At 46.6% G+C, this 15797-nt stretch carries 17 protein-coding genes and 1 tRNA gene; 7 read left to right on the forward strand and 11 right to left on the reverse strand.

The features are described from left to right. Positions 1–70: 70 nt before the first annotated feature. Positions 71–931: a ferredoxin reductase domain-containing protein gene (locus POREN0001_RS09035; RefSeq protein WP_004333993.1), complete on the reverse strand. Its 861-nt coding sequence runs from the start codon at positions 929–931 to the stop codon at positions 71–73. A 447-nt stretch (positions 932–1378) separates the two neighbouring features. On the opposite strand from POREN0001_RS09035, the gene POREN0001_RS05540 reads away from it, so the two are divergent. From POREN0001_RS05540 to POREN0001_RS05555, 4 genes are all read left to right on the forward strand, one after another. After that, positions 1379–1633 carry a type B 50S ribosomal protein L31 gene (locus tag POREN0001_RS05540; protein ID WP_004333980.1) on the forward strand — a complete coding sequence of 85 codons (255 nt, stop codon included), beginning with the start codon at positions 1379–1381 and terminating at the stop codon, positions 1631–1633. A gap of 394 nt (positions 1634–2027) precedes the next feature. Continuing rightward, positions 2028–3515, forward strand: coding sequence for a Do family serine endopeptidase (locus tag POREN0001_RS05545; protein ID WP_004334013.1), 1488 nt, complete (start codon positions 2028–2030; stop codon positions 3513–3515). A 270-nt stretch (positions 3516–3785) separates the two neighbouring features. Beyond that, entirely contained in the window at positions 3786–4649 is an 864-nt protein-coding gene (locus POREN0001_RS05550; protein ID WP_004333914.1) for a sigma-70 family RNA polymerase sigma factor, read from the forward strand. Between the two features lie 353 nt (positions 4650–5002). Beyond that, positions 5003–6199, forward strand: a complete 1197-nt coding sequence (locus tag POREN0001_RS05555) for an ImmA/IrrE family metallo-endopeptidase (protein WP_004333976.1) — start codon at positions 5003–5005, stop codon at positions 6197–6199. A 276-nt stretch (positions 6200–6475) separates the two neighbouring features. On the opposite strand, the gene aroC is transcribed toward POREN0001_RS05555, so the two are convergent. The 10 genes from aroC to POREN0001_RS05605 all read right to left on the reverse strand — a co-directional run bounded on the left by aroC (position 6476) and on the right by POREN0001_RS05605 (position 13668). Then, positions 6476–7546 (reverse strand): chorismate synthase, encoded by a 1071-nt coding sequence (gene aroC, locus POREN0001_RS05560; RefSeq protein ID WP_004333960.1) that lies wholly within the window; start codon positions 7544–7546, stop codon positions 6476–6478. 84 nt (positions 7547–7630) lie between these two features. After that, positions 7631–8212, reverse strand: a complete 582-nt coding sequence (locus POREN0001_RS05565; RefSeq protein WP_004333892.1) for an FKBP-type peptidyl-prolyl cis-trans isomerase — start codon at positions 8210–8212, stop codon at positions 7631–7633. A gap of 67 nt (positions 8213–8279) precedes the next feature. Beyond that, positions 8280–8729: a hypothetical protein gene (locus POREN0001_RS05570; protein ID WP_004333893.1), complete on the reverse strand. Its 450-nt coding sequence runs from the start codon at positions 8727–8729 to the stop codon at positions 8280–8282. 13 nt (positions 8730–8742) lie between these two features. Beyond that, a complete protein-coding gene (locus tag POREN0001_RS09040) occupies positions 8743–9147 on the reverse strand; it encodes a hypothetical protein (RefSeq protein WP_004334004.1) in 405 nt (134 codons plus the stop codon). Between the two features lie 72 nt (positions 9148–9219). Beyond that, positions 9220–9792, reverse strand: coding sequence for an RNA polymerase sigma factor (locus POREN0001_RS05580; RefSeq protein ID WP_004333998.1), 573 nt, complete (start codon positions 9790–9792; stop codon positions 9220–9222). Positions 9793–9916: 124 nt separating this feature from the next. Next, positions 9917–11221 (reverse strand): MFS transporter, encoded by a 1305-nt coding sequence (locus tag POREN0001_RS05585; protein ID WP_004333995.1) that lies wholly within the window; start codon positions 11219–11221, stop codon positions 9917–9919. A 321-nt stretch (positions 11222–11542) separates the two neighbouring features. After that, a complete protein-coding gene (rpmH, locus tag POREN0001_RS05590; RefSeq protein ID WP_004333961.1) occupies positions 11543–11689 on the reverse strand; it encodes a 50S ribosomal protein L34 in 147 nt (48 codons plus the stop codon). An 18-nt stretch (positions 11690–11707) separates the two neighbouring features. Beyond that, a complete protein-coding gene (locus tag POREN0001_RS05595) occupies positions 11708–12325 on the reverse strand; it encodes a Maf family nucleotide pyrophosphatase (RefSeq protein WP_004333907.1) in 618 nt (205 codons plus the stop codon). A gap of 28 nt (positions 12326–12353) precedes the next feature. Next, positions 12354–12878, reverse strand: coding sequence for a KdsC family phosphatase (locus POREN0001_RS05600; RefSeq protein WP_004333899.1), 525 nt, complete (start codon positions 12876–12878; stop codon positions 12354–12356). Then, positions 12871–13668, reverse strand: coding sequence for a Rossmann-like and DUF2520 domain-containing protein (locus POREN0001_RS05605; RefSeq protein ID WP_004333888.1), 798 nt, complete (start codon positions 13666–13668; stop codon positions 12871–12873). Before POREN0001_RS05605 ends, POREN0001_RS05600 begins: the two co-directional genes overlap by 8 nt. A 302-nt stretch (positions 13669–13970) precedes the next feature. Here POREN0001_RS05605 and POREN0001_RS09045 point away from each other — a divergent pair, with 302 nt between their 5' ends. The 3 genes from POREN0001_RS09045 to POREN0001_RS09380 all read left to right on the forward strand — a co-directional run bounded on the left by POREN0001_RS09045 (position 13971) and on the right by POREN0001_RS09380 (position 15770). Then, a complete protein-coding gene (locus tag POREN0001_RS09045) occupies positions 13971–14948 on the forward strand; it encodes a L,D-transpeptidase (RefSeq protein WP_052296689.1) in 978 nt (325 codons plus the stop codon). 10 nt (positions 14949–14958) lie between these two features. Beyond that, positions 14959–15534: a hypothetical protein gene (locus POREN0001_RS05615; RefSeq protein ID WP_004333943.1), complete on the forward strand. Its 576-nt coding sequence runs from the start codon at positions 14959–14961 to the stop codon at positions 15532–15534. A 148-nt stretch (positions 15535–15682) separates the two neighbouring features. After that, positions 15683–15770 (forward strand) — tRNA-Ser (locus POREN0001_RS09380). The last annotated feature ends 27 nt before the right edge of the window (positions 15771–15797 follow it).

Genomic DNA, 15797 nt, shown 5'->3' on the forward strand with positions numbered 1-15797 from the left:
AAAAAGTATAGACGAGAGACCGGCCTGCATCGACCGTAAAGAGCGTTTGGGTAAGCAGAGGGCAACGCGCTTAACGGCTAATTTTGTTGATGCGATTGTAGAATACTACGCCGTCTTCTCCTTCGGTTGCCTTTATCTCCACATCCATAGAGCCAATGGGGTTATCCTTGTCTTTAGGGTAGAAGAAGGCTCTGCAGCATTCGTAGATGTCGTCGTAATCCTCTAGGGTATTGGTCTCTATCTCGACGTCAAGTTTGTAGCGAGAGATAACCTCGGGCGGATAGATGGATAAGGGGCCGTTTTTCTCCAATTGCGCTATAAAATTAGGGGTGCCATAAGCCTCTGCGATCTTCTGTAAAGAAGCCTTGTCTACAGATTTCTGTAGGTTTTCATGCGTGTACATGATGTAAAAATCCACGATAAAGTCTGAGTCGTCCAGCGACAAAGGTCGCCGGTATTTCTTAAACTTCCCATCTCTTGAGAACGCGAGAATGAAGTAATTCTCCCCATCTGTTTCCCGGGAGAAAGCCTCCAGAGAGATATATACGGTTGTATTGGTGATCCCCTTGAGATATACGCTGGTCAATTGAAAGTGATTGTCAAGGGATGAGTCTAAGATGCTCGGGGTGATCACCTCTTTATTGAACAGTGTCTTTCCGCTTTTCGAGATGGTGACCAAGAGTTTGCTACCAACCCGACTGTGTTTGGTCTTGATGTCAGTCTCTTGCACAATGACGTGCCAATCGCTATACGTACTATCAACCACCGTCTTCAGTCTCTTGTGGTTTGCCTCCGATCTCTGCAATGTAGTCTGCTCTACCTCCTCTTCCGCAGTTTCCTTGCCCTCTTTCTTATAACTGAGAAGAAGTGCTGCACCCAAAATAGAGAGTGAGAAGAGTATGAACGCTTGTGTCTTAGAGTTGTACTTCATAATCCCTTTTGCTGACTAGATTTTTCTATGGTATGAACTTCCTTCGCTGTAGTCCTTTGTGCAAATGTATTAAAACGAATTGAGATGAGGATGGTTTGGAGATGATTGTGCATTTTCTAGGTCTTGTGACTGCAATTGGATCGTGTCTCTTTGGACCTCAATAAAGATTGATCTTGTCTCTATTCGAAGTTGATGCGCCTGTTTTTTGTTTATCTAAGCGTTGCACTTACAACTGGAAAATACAGTTCCTTTAAGTTTAAGTGGAATTTGTTGGAATCGAAACAATGTAGTACCTTTGCGACTGATATGCGGATAGCTATGCGCCTAGCTCTCCCATCTTGCTTAGATAGCCCTTTGCTTTTTTCATGGGAGTGAGGGGATGAGATCGGCAGACGATGGGCAGGTGAAGCCCCGCAAAAATAGAATAAGTAATAGATAATAAGAGCAATGAAAAAAGGTCTTCACCCCGAAAACTACCGTCCCGTAGTATTCAAAGACATGTCTAACGAAGAGGTGTTTATCACCAAGTCTACCATTCAAGCTAAGGAAACGATTGAAATTGACGGCGTAGAGTATCCCCTCGTAAAGGTCGAAATTTCAAACACTTCGCATCCTTTCTTCACCGGTAAGGCTAAGCTTGTCGATACAGCTGGTCGCGTAGACAAGTTCATGAACCGCTACGGCAATCGTAAGAAGAAATAATACCTTTTGAGGGAGATGTCTTCGATCTCTCCCTTCAAATAAAAGATTTATATACTCCTCCTTTCAGTCCTTTTCTTCCATTTGTGGAGGGAGTGGCTGATGTGAGGAGTCTCTTTGTAGAGAAGAATTGGAGGGTGTGGAAAAACAATCTCTAGTTCTTTTTGTCGTCGCTTTGCAGAGTAGTGGGTATACGAAAAGTGTCGATTCGGTCGTTATAAGGATTGGGGCGGATCTCCTCTTAGACAGAGAGGGAAGGTTCCGATAGATGTAATGATAAAAGGTCTAAGCAACAATTGTCGCACAAAATCGTCTCTATGTTGGAGGTTGTCTCGTTTAGAACGAGAGGATACACTCCAAAGTTGATAGAGAACTTGTAGATAGTATATTTGGATCTATGAAACGAATTCAGAAAATCATTTTAGGGGCTATGGGCGTTGCTCTCCTGAGTGCGTCTGTATCCGCCGGTGTTTACTCTCTAATGGAACGTCGCTCGGAGCGTAGAATGGCTTCGACGGAGGTAGACGGAGGGGCTTTTCGCAATGCCGCTATGGGCTTCGATATGAGCCGTAGCGTGGGCAATGCACCCGATCTTGTGCCGGCAGCAGAGGCTTCGGTGCATTCTGTAGTACATATCAAAGTAGAGGGAGAGCAGCAGATCGATCAGAGCTATATGGATCCTTTCGAATTTTTCTTCGGAGGGGGAAGTGGAAGTTTCGATCGCCCCAGTTCGCGTCCCGTTGTAGGCTACGGTTCCGGAGTAATTATCAGTACCGATGGCTACATCATTACCAATAATCACGTTATTGATAATGCGAATAAGATCTCCGTTACCCTCAACGATAATCGTACCCTCAGTGCCAAACTTATAGGTAGTGACCCGGCTAGCGATATCGCCCTTATCAAGGTGGATGCAGAAGATCTCCCTACCATTCCTTTTGGTAATAGCGATGCGCTTAAAGTTGGAGAGTGGGTTTTGGCCGTAGGTAACCCTTTTAATTTGACCAGTACCGTTACAGCCGGGATTGTAAGTGCTAAGGCTCGCTCCACAGCTTCGGAGGGCGGAAGCAAGATCGGTGGATTTATTCAGACCGATGCTGCCGTAAATCCCGGTAATAGTGGAGGTGCTCTCGTAAACGCAGCCGGCGAATTGGTGGGTATCAATACGATGATTTATTCTCAAACGGGCAACTATGCAGGTTACTCGTTTGCCGTCCCCATCAATAGTGCTGCCAAGGTAGTGGCCGACATCAAAAAGTTTGGTTCTGTACAGCGTGCTGTACTAGGGATCGGAGGCACTGATGTTACGAGCGAAATCAAAGAAAAACTAGGGCTCAAGGTAAACGAAGGTGTAGTTGTAACCACCTTTGCTGAGCGCAGTGGAGCTTTCTCTGCAGGGATGGAAGAGCATGACGTGATTACCGCTGTAGATGGTAAGCCGGTTAAGAATATGGCACAGCTTCAAGATCTCATCAGCATTCGTCGCCCCGGAGATAAGGTAGAAGTAACCGTTAATCGCAAGGGTAGCACTAAAATGCTAAAGGTCACACTCAAAAACGAAGAGGGTGGGGAGCAGATCATCCACAATGATCCCAAGGTGATGCTTGGTGCTCAGCTAAAGGCTCTAACCAATGAACAAAAGCGTGCGTATGGCGTTTCTTATGGTGTAGCCGTGGCCAAAGTGGGTGATGGTAAATTCAAAGACGCAGGCATTAAGGAAGGATTTATCATCCTTTCTGTCAACAATAAACCGGTACGCTCCGTAGAGGAGGCTCGTAGAGCCATCACTCAGGTGCAGCAATCCCGCAGAGGAGATGGTAGCCTACTCCTGAAGGGATTTTACCCCAATGGGCGTACAAAGTATTATGTTATAGACCTATTGTAAAAGGACTGTGGCTCTTGCCTCGTAACGGTCGGATAGGTACCGTAACAGCAAGGTAGGGCGTCGCCGAAGCTATCTAGAGAATAGCATCCCGAAGCCTCCCTTGCCGAGAACAACTAAGAGCAAGACTTGTGGTAGAAGCTCTCCAAAGAAGCAGCATGCCTCTGCATGGGATAGTAGCTGTCACAAGGCTTGTCTTCTTTCGCTAACCTCATCTCCCCAAGCGATGGATGGTGCTGAGAAGCGTAGAGAGAATAGAAGAATGTATTATATATGAGACAACTAAAGATTACTAAGTCCATTACCAATCGTGAGAGCGCGTCTCTCGATAAGTATTTGCAAGAGATTGGTAGAGAAGAGCTTATTGATGTGGATGAAGAGGTGCGCCTTGCACAGGAGATTCGCCGAGGCAATCGCCGTGCTCAAGACAAACTCACACGTGCCAATTTGCGATTCGTAGTGTCAGTGGCGAAGCAGTATCAGAACCAAGGTCTGAGCCTCCCCGACCTCATAGACGAAGGTAATTTAGGCCTTATCAAAGCTGCCGAGAAGTTCGACGAAACCCGCGGTTTTAAGTTTATCTCTTATGCTGTGTGGTGGATCCGTCAATCCATCTTGCAAGCATTGGCAGAGCAGTCTCGTATTGTACGTCTCCCTCTCAATCAGGTTGGTGCTCAAGCTAAGATCAAGAAAGCTATTGAGCAATTTGAGCAAGAAAACGAGCGACGTCCCTCTATTGCGGAACTCGCTATTATCCTTGATCAAAGCGAAGAGAAAGTGGCTGTTACGCTCAAGTCGTTCAGTAAGCATGTCTCTATAGATGCCCCCTTTGTGGATGGCGAGGACAATAGTCTCTTGGATGTACTCGTAAACGAAGATGCTCCCAGCACAGACCGCTCTTTGATGCGCGACTCGCTCAATACAGAGATTGATCGAGTGCTCTCTACACTTTCTGAGCGTGAGGCTGAGATTATAAAGCTCTTCTTCGGGATTGGTCCTAATCCGGAGATGACGCTCGAAGAGATTGGCGATAAGTTCGGACTCACTCGCGAGAGAGTTCGTCAGATTAAGGAAAAGGCAATTCGTAAGTTGCGTGCAGGGAATAAGTGCGATCAGCTCAAGAGTTTTCTCTGCTAAGCGTTACCAATTACTCCGAATACAAAAAAGGCTGAGGGTTTCCCCCAGCCTTTTTTTGTTCTCCCCCTAGTCTCTTCTTCTAAAGAACGAACTAGTGACTATCCGTTATACTCTACTCTCGGCTTGGTCTCCTGACAAAAGTTTGAGGAATGAAGAATCCTCAAATATTAATTCCCATTCAAATATTTCTTTCTAATTTTGAACTAGAGATGCGTTCATACTGAAATGTTTGAAATATTATGATCTACTTTCTAGATAATGGCTTTTGGATTGCAAATGTATGGAAAGAGCTGTATCTTTCCTTAGGTGGATTATGACATATTCAGCAAGGTTAGAGTTAAAGATTAAAGAAGATGCCAGAGACCTCAATTCAACAAGGCGATCGATATGAGGAACATGTCGCCTTATATATTAAACAAGTGTATGAAGGAAGGCCTGGGGTTAGTGTTTATTGTAAAAAGAAATATCTCCAACGCATTCAAGGAGGTAGAGATCTTGAGATAGATATATCTATAGAGGAGAAAATTTTCACTGATAGAGCCTCTGCATATGACAAGCTTACTATAATAGAGTGTAAGGATCATAAGCACCCTGTAAAGAGGGAGGTCATAGATCATCTAATATTGCGAAAAGAGGATGTTAGGGCTAATGATGCAATCTGCTTTTCTACGAATGGTTTTCAACAAGGTGCTATTGATAAAGCTAAAGATGCCGGTATTAAATTGGGTGTTCTTAAACAGGATAATCCCAATCCTGTTTGGTTTACGAGGAAAAATAGCAGAACCAAGTCCTCTATTCGTATAGGGAATATCTTTAAGAGATTAGGGGTTTCTATAGTCTCGAGTCTTAGGGATTTTCAAGATTCCCCTATCTATATTGGAACAGATGTCCTCTATTTGCTAGATGAATTGCATTCTATCGAATTATCTTCTTCAGTCCCTTATATTTCGCCTAAGGAGATAGAGAATGTTGCTCTACAGACCTTGGAAAAGTATAGGGATAATAAGCCGATAAACATTGATCTTCTAAAATCTATAATAAAATCGCTTGGGTATAATATTTTAATAGACAGTAGTTTAGAGCGCCAGCAAATCCTTGGTGTTTGTAATTTTCGAGAGAAACAAGTTCATGTGTCACCATCAATATACGGAGCTAGACAAGCCTTTACCTTAGCTCATGAGTTAGGTCATATCCTTTTGCATTGGAAGTTATTTGAGGAGAATAGGATCCATGAAGCTGAGGAATCAGAATTAAATTATGAAGTAGGGTCTTGCAATACCATTTTTAAGAGTCAATACTTAGAAGTACAAGCTAATAAGTTTGCAGCTTATCTACTAATGCCTCAGTCTTTAATAATGAAGCTTTGGAGAGAATTTAAGATGGAACAATCAATTTGGAAACCAACGTTATACTTAGACTCGCAACGGGTAAATCAAGATTTATTTCGGAAGTTCGTTCTGAATGTAAATGCAGTGACGACTGTTTCGTCTGAAGCTTTGAAATATCGTCTCTTAGAGCTGGGAATACTCAATACTCAAAATATAATCTGAATTTCAATACAAATATTCCCTTTTGCACTTATCCCTTAAAAGCCTGCTCTTTCATGGAATACTTCTATGGATGTAGGGGGAAAGCTTTATATACTATCACCTCAGATCTCTAAATGCCGTTTTCTATCTATTCCACCATAGGGGGATACAATGTCTTGCACAATTCTCCCAGAGGTGACTACCTTACCCAGCAGATCATATACATTGATTCTACTTACTGTTTAATTCTTGCTACACGAAAAGCCTTATTGCCTTGAGAGGAAGCCTTAGTTTGGGTTAGCGGGAGGCTAGGTAGGCGTCGGCTAAGACAAGGGCCGTCATGGCGTGTACCACGCTTACACCGCGTAGAGCTACGCAGGGATCGTGCCGTCCGGTGCCTGCAAAGCGTACTGCCTCTCCCTCTAGGTTGAGCGTCTCTTGCTCCAGTGCAATGGTGGGGGTGGGTTTGAAAGCTACGGCGAAGCGAATTTCGGCTCCTGTAGAGATCCCGCCTTGTATGCCTCCCGAGTGGTTGGTACGAAAGGCTATAGAACCGCATTCGGTGCGCTCCATAACGTCGTTTACATGACTACCCAAGCAACGTGCAAGGGCAAAGCCATCTCCTATCTCAAAGCCCTTTACAGCATTGATGGAGAGCATGGCAAAAGCCAATCGCGCCGAGAATTTATCGTAGAGGGGGCTACCCCAACCAACAGGCACTCCCTGCACTAGACACTCCACAAGTCCACCCACGCTATCACCACGCCGGCGCACTTCGGTAAGGTTGCGCTCTAGTTTAGCCTCCCAAATAGGGTGGGGGCAGCGCACCGAAGAGTGGTATATCTTATCCAAATCAAGATCCGTAAGCGCATCCGAGGGGAGCTGTACTTCTCCAATACCCCTAATATAGGGATAGATTTTCACCCCTAAGGGTTGTAATAATTGCAAGGCCATAGCTCCTGCAGCACAACGCACAGCCGTCTCGCGTGCTGAGGCTCGTCCGCCACCGGGTTGTGGAGGCACTCCGTACTTCTCGTGGTAGGTGAAATCGGCATGAGAGGGGCGATACAGATGCTCCAAAGCCCTATAATCTCCACTGCGAGCATCTTGGTTGGCAATAATAAAGCCTATCGGAGCTCCCGTGCTTGTGCCATCGGGGAGAAGTCCTGACAAGACCTCGACTCTATCCGCCTCTCGGCGTTGTGTAACGCTCAGACTGGAGCCTGGGCGGCGATGATCGAGGAATTTCTGCACCTCTAGAGGGTCAATATGAACCCCGGCAGGCATTCCATCCAGTACACCACCGATAGCTTTTCCGTGCGACTCCCCAAAGGTTGTCAAGCGAAGATGCTGGCCAAATGTATTCATATAGGTGAAAAATAAAACTCCCCTCTTCCACTTTTCTAGAGCGGAGAGGGGAGCTATAGGGATTTACTTTAGGGATAAGGTGGATTAGTGGCATCCTCCACAGCAACCACCTTCGCAACCGCCCTCGCCATCTTCATCGTGGCAACCGCAACCGCAGCTACCTCCGTGAGGATGCAGAAGAGCCTCAATCTCGGCGCGTTCGTCCTCAGAAGCAACATGAGCTTCTAGTATCTTGCCCGAGAAGTGAAGGTGCATACCGGCAAGAGGATGGTTAAAGTCCAAGGTTACTTTTTCGTTGTTCATATCGATCACTTGGCCTTCGATACGTTGTCCATCAGCGGTTTGCATGGGTACGCGAGCACCTACGAATACGTGTTCCTCGTCGAATTTCCCATCCTCGTCACAGAAGATTTTGTAGTCCAGAGGTACTACACGATCGGAGAAACGCTCCCCGTAACCATTTTCGGGAGTAAGCTCAAAATCGAAAGTTTCTCCCTCTTTGAGGCCTTCTAGTTTTTGCTCAAAAGCAGGGAGCATCATCCCAATACCATGTAGGTATTGCATGGGGCTCTCGGGAGTGGCTTGCTCTATAAAGTCTCGTACTTCGTTGGGACCGGCATAGAGGTCGTAGCTGCACGATACAAAGTAGTCTTTTGTTATGCTCATTGGTTCTATTTATACGTTTGAATAATTGTTCCTTGTTTATACCGCCCTCAAAGGTACGGCAAAACAATCATTTGAGGTGTTTTTCTCGCGATAATTCTTGCCCAAAACGCCTCTGTACCTTATCCAATTCGAGAAGTTTGTCAGGGGGGAGTACGTTGGAGAGTTTCAGGTAGTATTCCTCAACAAGCTTGGCATCTTTGATCTTGCATTCGCTCTTTAGCTTTAGATACTGAGCCATCTCCGCCTGTGATGCTTGCGGATTTTTTTTGATCTGCATATGGAGCTGTCCAAAGTCGGCCCAGATATTCATACGCTCCTCATCCATCTGATGTAATATAATGGTTAGCTTGGTGCACTCCTCGTTTGTCAGGCTAAGTTCTTTGCAAACAAACTTATCTCGCCGTGCCGCCAGTGCCCTGCGCTCCGGTATTGAGGGGGGCTCTTGAGCGAAGGCAATAGCTCCGTAGAAAAGCGATAGGCAGGTGATAAAGAAAATACGTAGGGTTGATTGTTTCATTATGGAGAGGTTATTAGTCAGTATAGTTTGCATCCATGAACCAGAGATTTGCCTCTTCGGATTCTTCTGTGTATTCACCGGCAAGTAGTTCGTAGTATCGAGTGTCCTTTTCTTGCTCTAGCTTGGCCTCCTTTTCTATTACAGGGCTTGGGATATGCTGAGAGCGGATGTATCGGAATCCCCTAAACATGCCAATTGTAAGAACGAAAGAGGCTGCCAAATAAACGTAGGGGCGCAGACGTTGCCACACAAGCCGCTTGCCTAGTGGAGGTGTGATTTGCTCTTCTAAGACAACGGGCTCCTCGTCAATACGTGCCATGATACGTTCCTCCAAAGTCTCGAAATACCCTTCGGGAGTTGTGTAGTGGCTGCGACTCTCCTCGGCATCGTAGTTTAGTTGCTCTTTATTAGTTCCCATCTTTTGACGAAATGCTTTTCGATTATAATTCCCATATCTCGTACAATATAGGATAGATTTAGCGGCTAAGGTTTAATGGTGTACCTCAATATAATGTTTTATCTTGGCTACGGCGTGATGATAACTTGCCTTAAGTGCCCCCTCACTTGTGCCTGTAAGTTCTGCAATATCTGAGTAACTCTTCTCCTCATAATAGCGCAGCAAGAAGACCTGTTTTTGCTTGGGAGGGAGTGTGGCTATGGCCTTCTGGAATAGCACCTCGGCGGCGTCTCCATCAAAGTAGGGATCGCCGGAAACATTCTCCACTAGGTAACGATTCTCTTCGGTTATCTCCACAACGTTTTCGCTGCGCTTCTTAGCTTTCCCAGCATAGTTGAGGGCTTCGAAGACGGCGATCCGATAGAGCCAAGTGTAGATTTTCGATTCTCCCCGAAAGGCATCCAGCCCCCTCCACGCCTTGAGAAAGGTCTCCTGTACCAATTCGTCTGCAATAGAGTGGTTTATTACAATACGACGGATTTGCCAATAGAGAGGGCGCGAATACTGCCGAACGAGGGTCGCAAAAGCAGTGCGACGCTTGCTCGGCTCACGAAGAGCGGCTATGAGATCTTGTTCTTCGGGAGGTAGTTCTCGTAATTTTTCCATACCTGCTCGGCAAATATACAGAATCTACTGCAAACCTAGTCTACCGCCTAGAGAAAGGGAAACACTGAGTTACAAAGCCCAACTACGGTAGGGGTTATTCACTCTCCCCGTAACCGAGTCTTTTTCACGCTCTCTTTATCTGTTTGGGTTTATACCCCCAAAGAGCGTAGTAGAGCATGTATACTTCTCCTGCAATGATGAGGAGCCATGTCCAAGTCCAGCTGTGGAATAGGTCGGCAAGCAGCCCTTGCGTAAAGGGAAGTATGGCTCCTCCGACAACGCCCATCAGCAATACTCCTGTAGCGCGTGCTGTGTATTTCCCAAGTCCCTCGAGGGACAAAGAGAAGATAGCTCCCCACATAAGAGAGTGGAAAAGCCCTACCCCAATTAGCAACCAAGGCATCTTGAGGAGGATGGCGAGCACGACCAAAAGCCCTGCACAGAAGGTGCTTACGGCTAGTTGTATGTGGGCTTTGATCATCGAAAGGAAGCTAGAGAAGAAGCGCCCCACTAGCATAGAAAACCAATAGAGAGAAGCCCATTTGACGGCCATTTCGTACGAGATCCCAAGATCCTGCTGTGCGTACAGTACAATATTGCTGCCTACACACACCTCGCAACCAACGTACATAAATATGCCTATAACGCCTAATGTAAGGTGACGGAATGAGAATACGGAGTGCTCTAGATGCTCCCCTTTCGTCTCAGTCGTATTGGGCAATTCGGGCAAATTTGTTGTCCTTACTCCAAAATAGAGTAGACTGACAAAAAGGATCAAGATAGCCATAGGTAAGAAAATGGCACTGACCTCCAGCTCACTCCCTTCTTTGCCACCAAAAATTACCAAGCCGACAAAGAGGGGCACCAAGGTGGTCATGAGAGAATTGCCCGTACCTGCGATATTCTGACGCGTTACCCCCGTGGTATGAGGCACGTTACAGACTACAACGTAGGGATTAACAGACGATTGCAGATAGGTCAGCCCCGTACCCGATACGAACGACCCTATCAAAAACAAAAAGTATCCTAGAGGTAACCGGATGCTCCCAATAGTGATATGATTGAGCGACCCCTCACCAATCCATTGGAAACTGAGGGCTGATAGCTCAAAAACAATGAGCGAAAAAGCAACAACTACGATCCCCTTGAGCAGTGTTTTCTTGTAGCCGCAGCGTTGTAAATAACGAGCACTTACGGGCCCCATCAAGAGATAGGACAAGAAAAAAGAAAAGGTAATAAAGGTGGCAAAGGCGTTCTTGAGCGCACCACTCTCTGCCAAAAAAGTTTCTTTGAGGGGGGCTTGAAATTGTTGATTAAGACTTGTGATAAAACCGATGAGTGCCATCAGTATTACCATAAAAATAAAGGGTCTTAAATGGGTAGGAGCCTTCTCCGAAAGGGATTGTTGCAAAGGGGAGGTATTACTCATATCTCTAAAAATTCTGTTTTCTCTTGTCAAAAGTACAACAAAAGTGCAACAAACCCAATTTAGCTATAGGGTATCGATTTTCTTAGGTTGGGCAACTTTAGCTTGAGAGCAGCCGATCTATCATTTCTTTGTAAACAAGAAAACCTCCCAAACTAGGCTACCTCTTCGTATAAAACGACGGAGACTCTGAGTTTGGGAGGGCTAACAATAGGGGTCTGTTTGGTCAAGTCCTCGCGGCGCTTGCTGCGCCCTGAGTTTGCCCCTGCTTGACCTCGGGACTCTCTCCTTTCAGCGGGAAAGGGCAAGAGAGCCTTGTGTGTTTTAATACTCGTCCGAAACCGTTAGCTTGGCACGACCTTTAGCACGGCGCGAAGCAAGTACACGGCGACCATTTGCCGTTGCCATACGGGCACGGAATCCGTGCTTGTTCTTTCTCTTTCGGTTCGAGGGTTGGAACGTTCTTTTCATCGCTACTTATCCTATAATCTATTTTTTGTCTACTATAACGATGGGCAAAGGTACGAAAATTTTTTCGCATACCTGCCATTTTTGGAGAGTCTGATATACAAGATGCACGGGCAAGCCCATTACGTTGTAAAACGAACCCTCGATTTTTTCTATGGCTACATAGCCAATCCACTCTTGGATGCCGTAGGCTCCGGCCTTGTCATAGGGGTGGTAAGAACGCAAGTAATAGTCGATCTGCTCCTCACTAAGCGATGCAAACCAAACGCGGGTGGTAGCTACAAAAGAGGTGCCTCTGCCATCCGCTCCCATGAGAGCCACTCCGGTAGAGACTTGGTGCTCACGCCCCGAAAGCTCGTGCAGCATAGCCCTCGCCTCCTCGGGGGAATGCGGTTTTCCTAGCACTTTATCTCCCACAATTACCACCGTATCTGCCGTTAGTACTACTTCGTCTTCTGTAAGAGAAGATTGATAGGCAAGAGCCTTTCGCTCTGCTATATATTGGGGGATTTGACGGATGGGAAGTGTGCTCGGATAGCTCTCGTCTATACCCTCAATCAGGCGAATTGTGAAAGGAATATCCAGCCCCGAAAAAAGCTCGTGACGCCGTGGGGATTGAGTTGCTAATACTACTTTCATACGCTTTTTCTAATCCTGTTGCCACTCGTTACCAAGCGAGTCCGGCACCTTCGCTCCCCCATAGCCCCTGGGCGCGGAGAGTTTGTTCTATCACGTCTCGGGCTACCCCTTCGCCACCACAGCAGTGCGAGATATAATGCGCCACGGCCAAAATCTCCGGAGCCGCATCTTGTGGCGCAACAGCGAGTCCAACTCGGCGCATTACGCCCAAGTCGGGAATGTCGTCGCCTACATAGACGACCTCTTGGGACTGGAGCTGATGTTTTTCCATCAGATCTTCTAAGTCTCGCACCTTGTTGCGCGATTGTTGGTAGTAGTCTTCGATACCAAGATGTGCCATCCGAAGCGCCATTGCAGGGGTGTATCCGCCGGTGATAACGCCCACCACGAAGCCCCTTTTTACGGCAAATTGTAGGGCATAACCATCTTTTACGTTTACCGTTCTATGAGGGTTACCCTCCTCGTCGAGGGGGCAGGTGCTACGGCTAATTACTCCGTCTATATCAAAAACAAAGGCTTTAATCTCTTGCAGATTGTAGGGGATACTACTCATGGGATAGGGAAGTCTCGGGGTGATACATTGACCAAATGGATTGTGAGGTCACGTCGTAGAGGGTTCGGATTGCCTCTCTGCTCTCCGCCAGCAAAGCGCGATGGGCTGCCAAGGTAGCAGTATCGCCACGGAATGCGGGCCCCGTCTGTGTATCTCTAGGGTTGAGTGTTATCGCCTTTTGCAACGTCTCTTGGATAAGAGGATGCAGTACCTCCCGAGGGATCTGGTGTTGCTCAAGTAATTCCGAAGCAATGGCCCATTGGTGATTGACAAAGTTGCAAGCAAAGACAGCTGCAACATGGATCTCTTGGCGGAGCGTAAGGGTAGAAGGGCGAGGCTCCATGTGCAATAGGTTTGCCAACTGCTGTATGGCTTGGGCGGCAATCTCACTCCTATGCTCTACAAAAAGAGGGATGCCTTGCCAACTGAGAGGGCGCCCTTTACTAAAGGTATTGAGGGAATAAAAGATACCACTATCGGGGTGATACTGAGTAAGGGTCTCTACGGGTACGCAAGCTGCCGTATGTAACCAAACTCCCGATGTGGAGGGCATCTGAGCTGCACATGAAGCAATGGCCGTATCTGTGACAGCCAAAAGGTAAATATCCGCATTCCGTGGCATCTCCGTCAAGTCATGCAAGATGGTACACTCAGGGACATAGAGATCGCGCAGACGCTCTGCATGCCCTAGTGTAGGGCTTACAATAACTCTTGGAGCAACCCCGGCTTGGGTCAGAGAGAAAACGAGGCTTTCGGCAACACCTCCACTCCCTATTACTACAATATCCATAGCGCAAAGGTACGAGTTTATTAAGGAGAGACCTAATCCCTTTTTCGCTGACTTTGTCGGAATCATTACGAAGGGCTCTCCCTATTCTCTCTAGGAGCGTTTCCTCTCTTTAGAGTGATACTCAAGAAAATCCACGATGCTCCTTTCGTGTCTTAAAGGCTTGATTCTCTGGATTGGTTGTGGCGTAAATGGTGTGCTTAGGATGAGATTTTGTACATTTGCAGGGTATTTTAGAGAGATTACACCTCAACTTTTTGAGGAGGTGAGGGGTAGAATCCTAAAATTACAAGTTTGAAAAACTCATGAAGAAGTATTTATTAGTGGCAATTGCCCCTCTCCTTCTACTCCTAGGGAGCTGTACGGGGTCTTCACAAAAAGAGCAGGAGCAAATCGTTCCTACAGATACAATCGTAGAGCCGGATACGCTCTCTATTGAGCAGCAAGTGGCTGAATGGGAGGCGAACGATACGCTTTACCACGCCTTTCTTGATGCAGACGAGGCTCTCCTCTATATGGAAAAATCGAGCCATGCAAAGCAATATAAGGAGGGAATTTTACCCCGAATGGCTCGCGAGAACCTGCCCTATTGTGAGCGATTGATGAACAATCGATTTGATTATTTCATCGTTGTGGACAAGGCTTCTATGCGCGTGCTCCTCTACAATCGCTACGGAGTCAAGGAGAAGGAGTACACCTGCGCTTGCGCTCGCAACTATGGGCATAAAGCAAAGAAAGGCGACTGCCGTACCCCCGAAGGCTTCTTCTATGCTGGAGAAACATTTGATAGTACCGACTGGCTTTATACGGACGATAACGGCTACACAAGCCCTGTTCGAGGGCAATACGGCCCACGATTTATTCGTATCAAAGGGGATAAGAATCTGCCGGTAGGTATTCATGGAACTTGCGCTCCATGGGCTCTTGGTCGGCGCTGTAGCCATGGGTGTGTTCGTATCCACAACGATAATATCTTAGAACTCGTGAAATACGTTCAGCCCAACATGCCTATTATTATCAATCCCGGTCCTAAGGATATGTGGGTGAATGAATCTGAGGGAAGAGAGATTCCTGTGATTACAATTGATGACAATCCCGTAGTGGCTAAACCTCATACTATTGCTAGACCGGAGGAGTCCAATCCCGCAGTTGCTACGGATACTCTCCCCGAGCAACCTCAGATGATAGAGGAGGATTCGACGGAGAAGACACAACCACAACCTTCTGAAGTAGAGGAGACTCCCGATGAAGATGAGGCCGATTCTTTAGAGAATAACCTATAATGCTGTTCTTATGAAAAGCGTAAACATATTTATTTGTGCTGTGGCATTGTTGCTGTCAGCCTTTTGTCCCCGACCCGATAAGAAGCCTTCGCTACAGGAGTCCATAGGGAAGATGTGGCGGGAGGAGTATGATAAGGAGTTCAAGCCCGAGGAGTATGTTTACAAGCTTGTAGACCTCGACCGGAATGGTTCTCCCGAATTGCTCATCATGAAGGAGAAGGTTAGGCATTATAATTGGTATGGAGTCTACTCCTATGTAGATGGTGTTGTAGAACTGATCTGCGAGCGAATATCCGGTGGGCTTGCTGACTATGCCTACTACTCAGATGGGTTTGTTCGGTACTATGAGGAACACTCGGGCGGACTTAGTTTTCAGGAGGTTTATTATAAATTAGAGGAGGGCAAAGTAGTTGCTTATGTAGAGCATTCCGTGAATCGAAATGGTTGGGATGATGATGAACTAGAAGAGAGTCGGACGCTCACTATTCTAGATAAATCTACTCCTCGAAGTGAAAAGATAGAGGACTACTACCCAAAGGGGAAAGCCTATTCGCTCTACGATATTAAGGATTGGGAGAGCTTCTGACGTCGGAAAGATCTTCATTCCTCTGCGTTGAATGAAGTCCTATCATTTCTTTTACTGCGCGGTTGTGTTTGATGCTGGAATTTATAGGAATCTACAAATCTCGGCTTTCGATTTTCTTTCGTACCTTTGTAGGAAGTTCTAGCAACTAGGAGAGATGCCAGAGTGACCGATTGGGCCGGACTCGAAATCCGGTGAACGGCTTGTCCGTTCCGGGGGTTTGAATCCCTCTCTCTCCGCAAATAAGGGTGTAAATCAGCAAGTTA

Origin of the sequence: Porphyromonas endodontalis ATCC 35406 (assembly GCF_000174815.1) — a bacterium.
Classification (GTDB): Bacteria; Bacteroidota; Bacteroidia; order Bacteroidales; family Porphyromonadaceae; genus Porphyromonas; species Porphyromonas endodontalis.

Coding starts and splice junctions, on each gene's coding strand:
- POREN0001_RS05580 (WP_004333998.1), bottom strand. CDS start 9,792: ATGGAAAAATTACGAGAACTACCTCCCGAAGAACAAGATCTCATAGCC.
- POREN0001_RS09040 (WP_004334004.1), bottom strand. CDS start 9,147: ATGGGAACTAATAAAGAGCAACTAAACTACGATGCCGAGGAGAGTCGC.
- POREN0001_RS05565 (WP_004333892.1), bottom strand. CDS start 8,212: ATGAGCATAACAAAAGACTACTTTGTATCGTGCAGCTACGACCTCTAT.
- POREN0001_RS09035 (WP_004333993.1), bottom strand. CDS start 931: ATGAAGTACAACTCTAAGACACAAGCGTTCATACTCTTCTCACTCTCT.
- POREN0001_RS05600 (WP_004333899.1), bottom strand. CDS start 12,878: ATGAGTAGTATCCCCTACAATCTGCAAGAGATTAAAGCCTTTGTTTTT.
- aroC (WP_004333960.1), bottom strand. CDS start 7,546: ATGAATACATTTGGCCAGCATCTTCGCTTGACAACCTTTGGGGAGTCG.
- rpmH (WP_004333961.1), bottom strand. CDS start 11,689: ATGAAAAGAACGTTCCAACCCTCGAACCGAAAGAGAAAGAACAAGCAC.
- POREN0001_RS05555 (WP_004333976.1), top strand. CDS start 5,003: ATGCCAGAGACCTCAATTCAACAAGGCGATCGATATGAGGAACATGTC.
- POREN0001_RS05570 (WP_004333893.1), bottom strand. CDS start 8,729: ATGAAACAATCAACCCTACGTATTTTCTTTATCACCTGCCTATCGCTT.
- POREN0001_RS05615 (WP_004333943.1), top strand. CDS start 14,959: ATGAAAAGCGTAAACATATTTATTTGTGCTGTGGCATTGTTGCTGTCA.
- POREN0001_RS05550 (WP_004333914.1), top strand. CDS start 3,786: ATGAGACAACTAAAGATTACTAAGTCCATTACCAATCGTGAGAGCGCG.
- POREN0001_RS05540 (WP_004333980.1), top strand. CDS start 1,379: ATGAAAAAAGGTCTTCACCCCGAAAACTACCGTCCCGTAGTATTCAAA.
- POREN0001_RS05585 (WP_004333995.1), bottom strand. CDS start 11,221: ATGAGTAATACCTCCCCTTTGCAACAATCCCTTTCGGAGAAGGCTCCT.
- POREN0001_RS09045 (WP_052296689.1), top strand. CDS start 13,971: ATGAAGAAGTATTTATTAGTGGCAATTGCCCCTCTCCTTCTACTCCTA.
- POREN0001_RS05605 (WP_004333888.1), bottom strand. CDS start 13,668: ATGGATATTGTAGTAATAGGGAGTGGAGGTGTTGCCGAAAGCCTCGTT.
- POREN0001_RS05545 (WP_004334013.1), top strand. CDS start 2,028: ATGAAACGAATTCAGAAAATCATTTTAGGGGCTATGGGCGTTGCTCTC.
- POREN0001_RS05595 (WP_004333907.1), bottom strand. CDS start 12,325: ATGAAAGTAGTATTAGCAACTCAATCCCCACGGCGTCACGAGCTTTTT.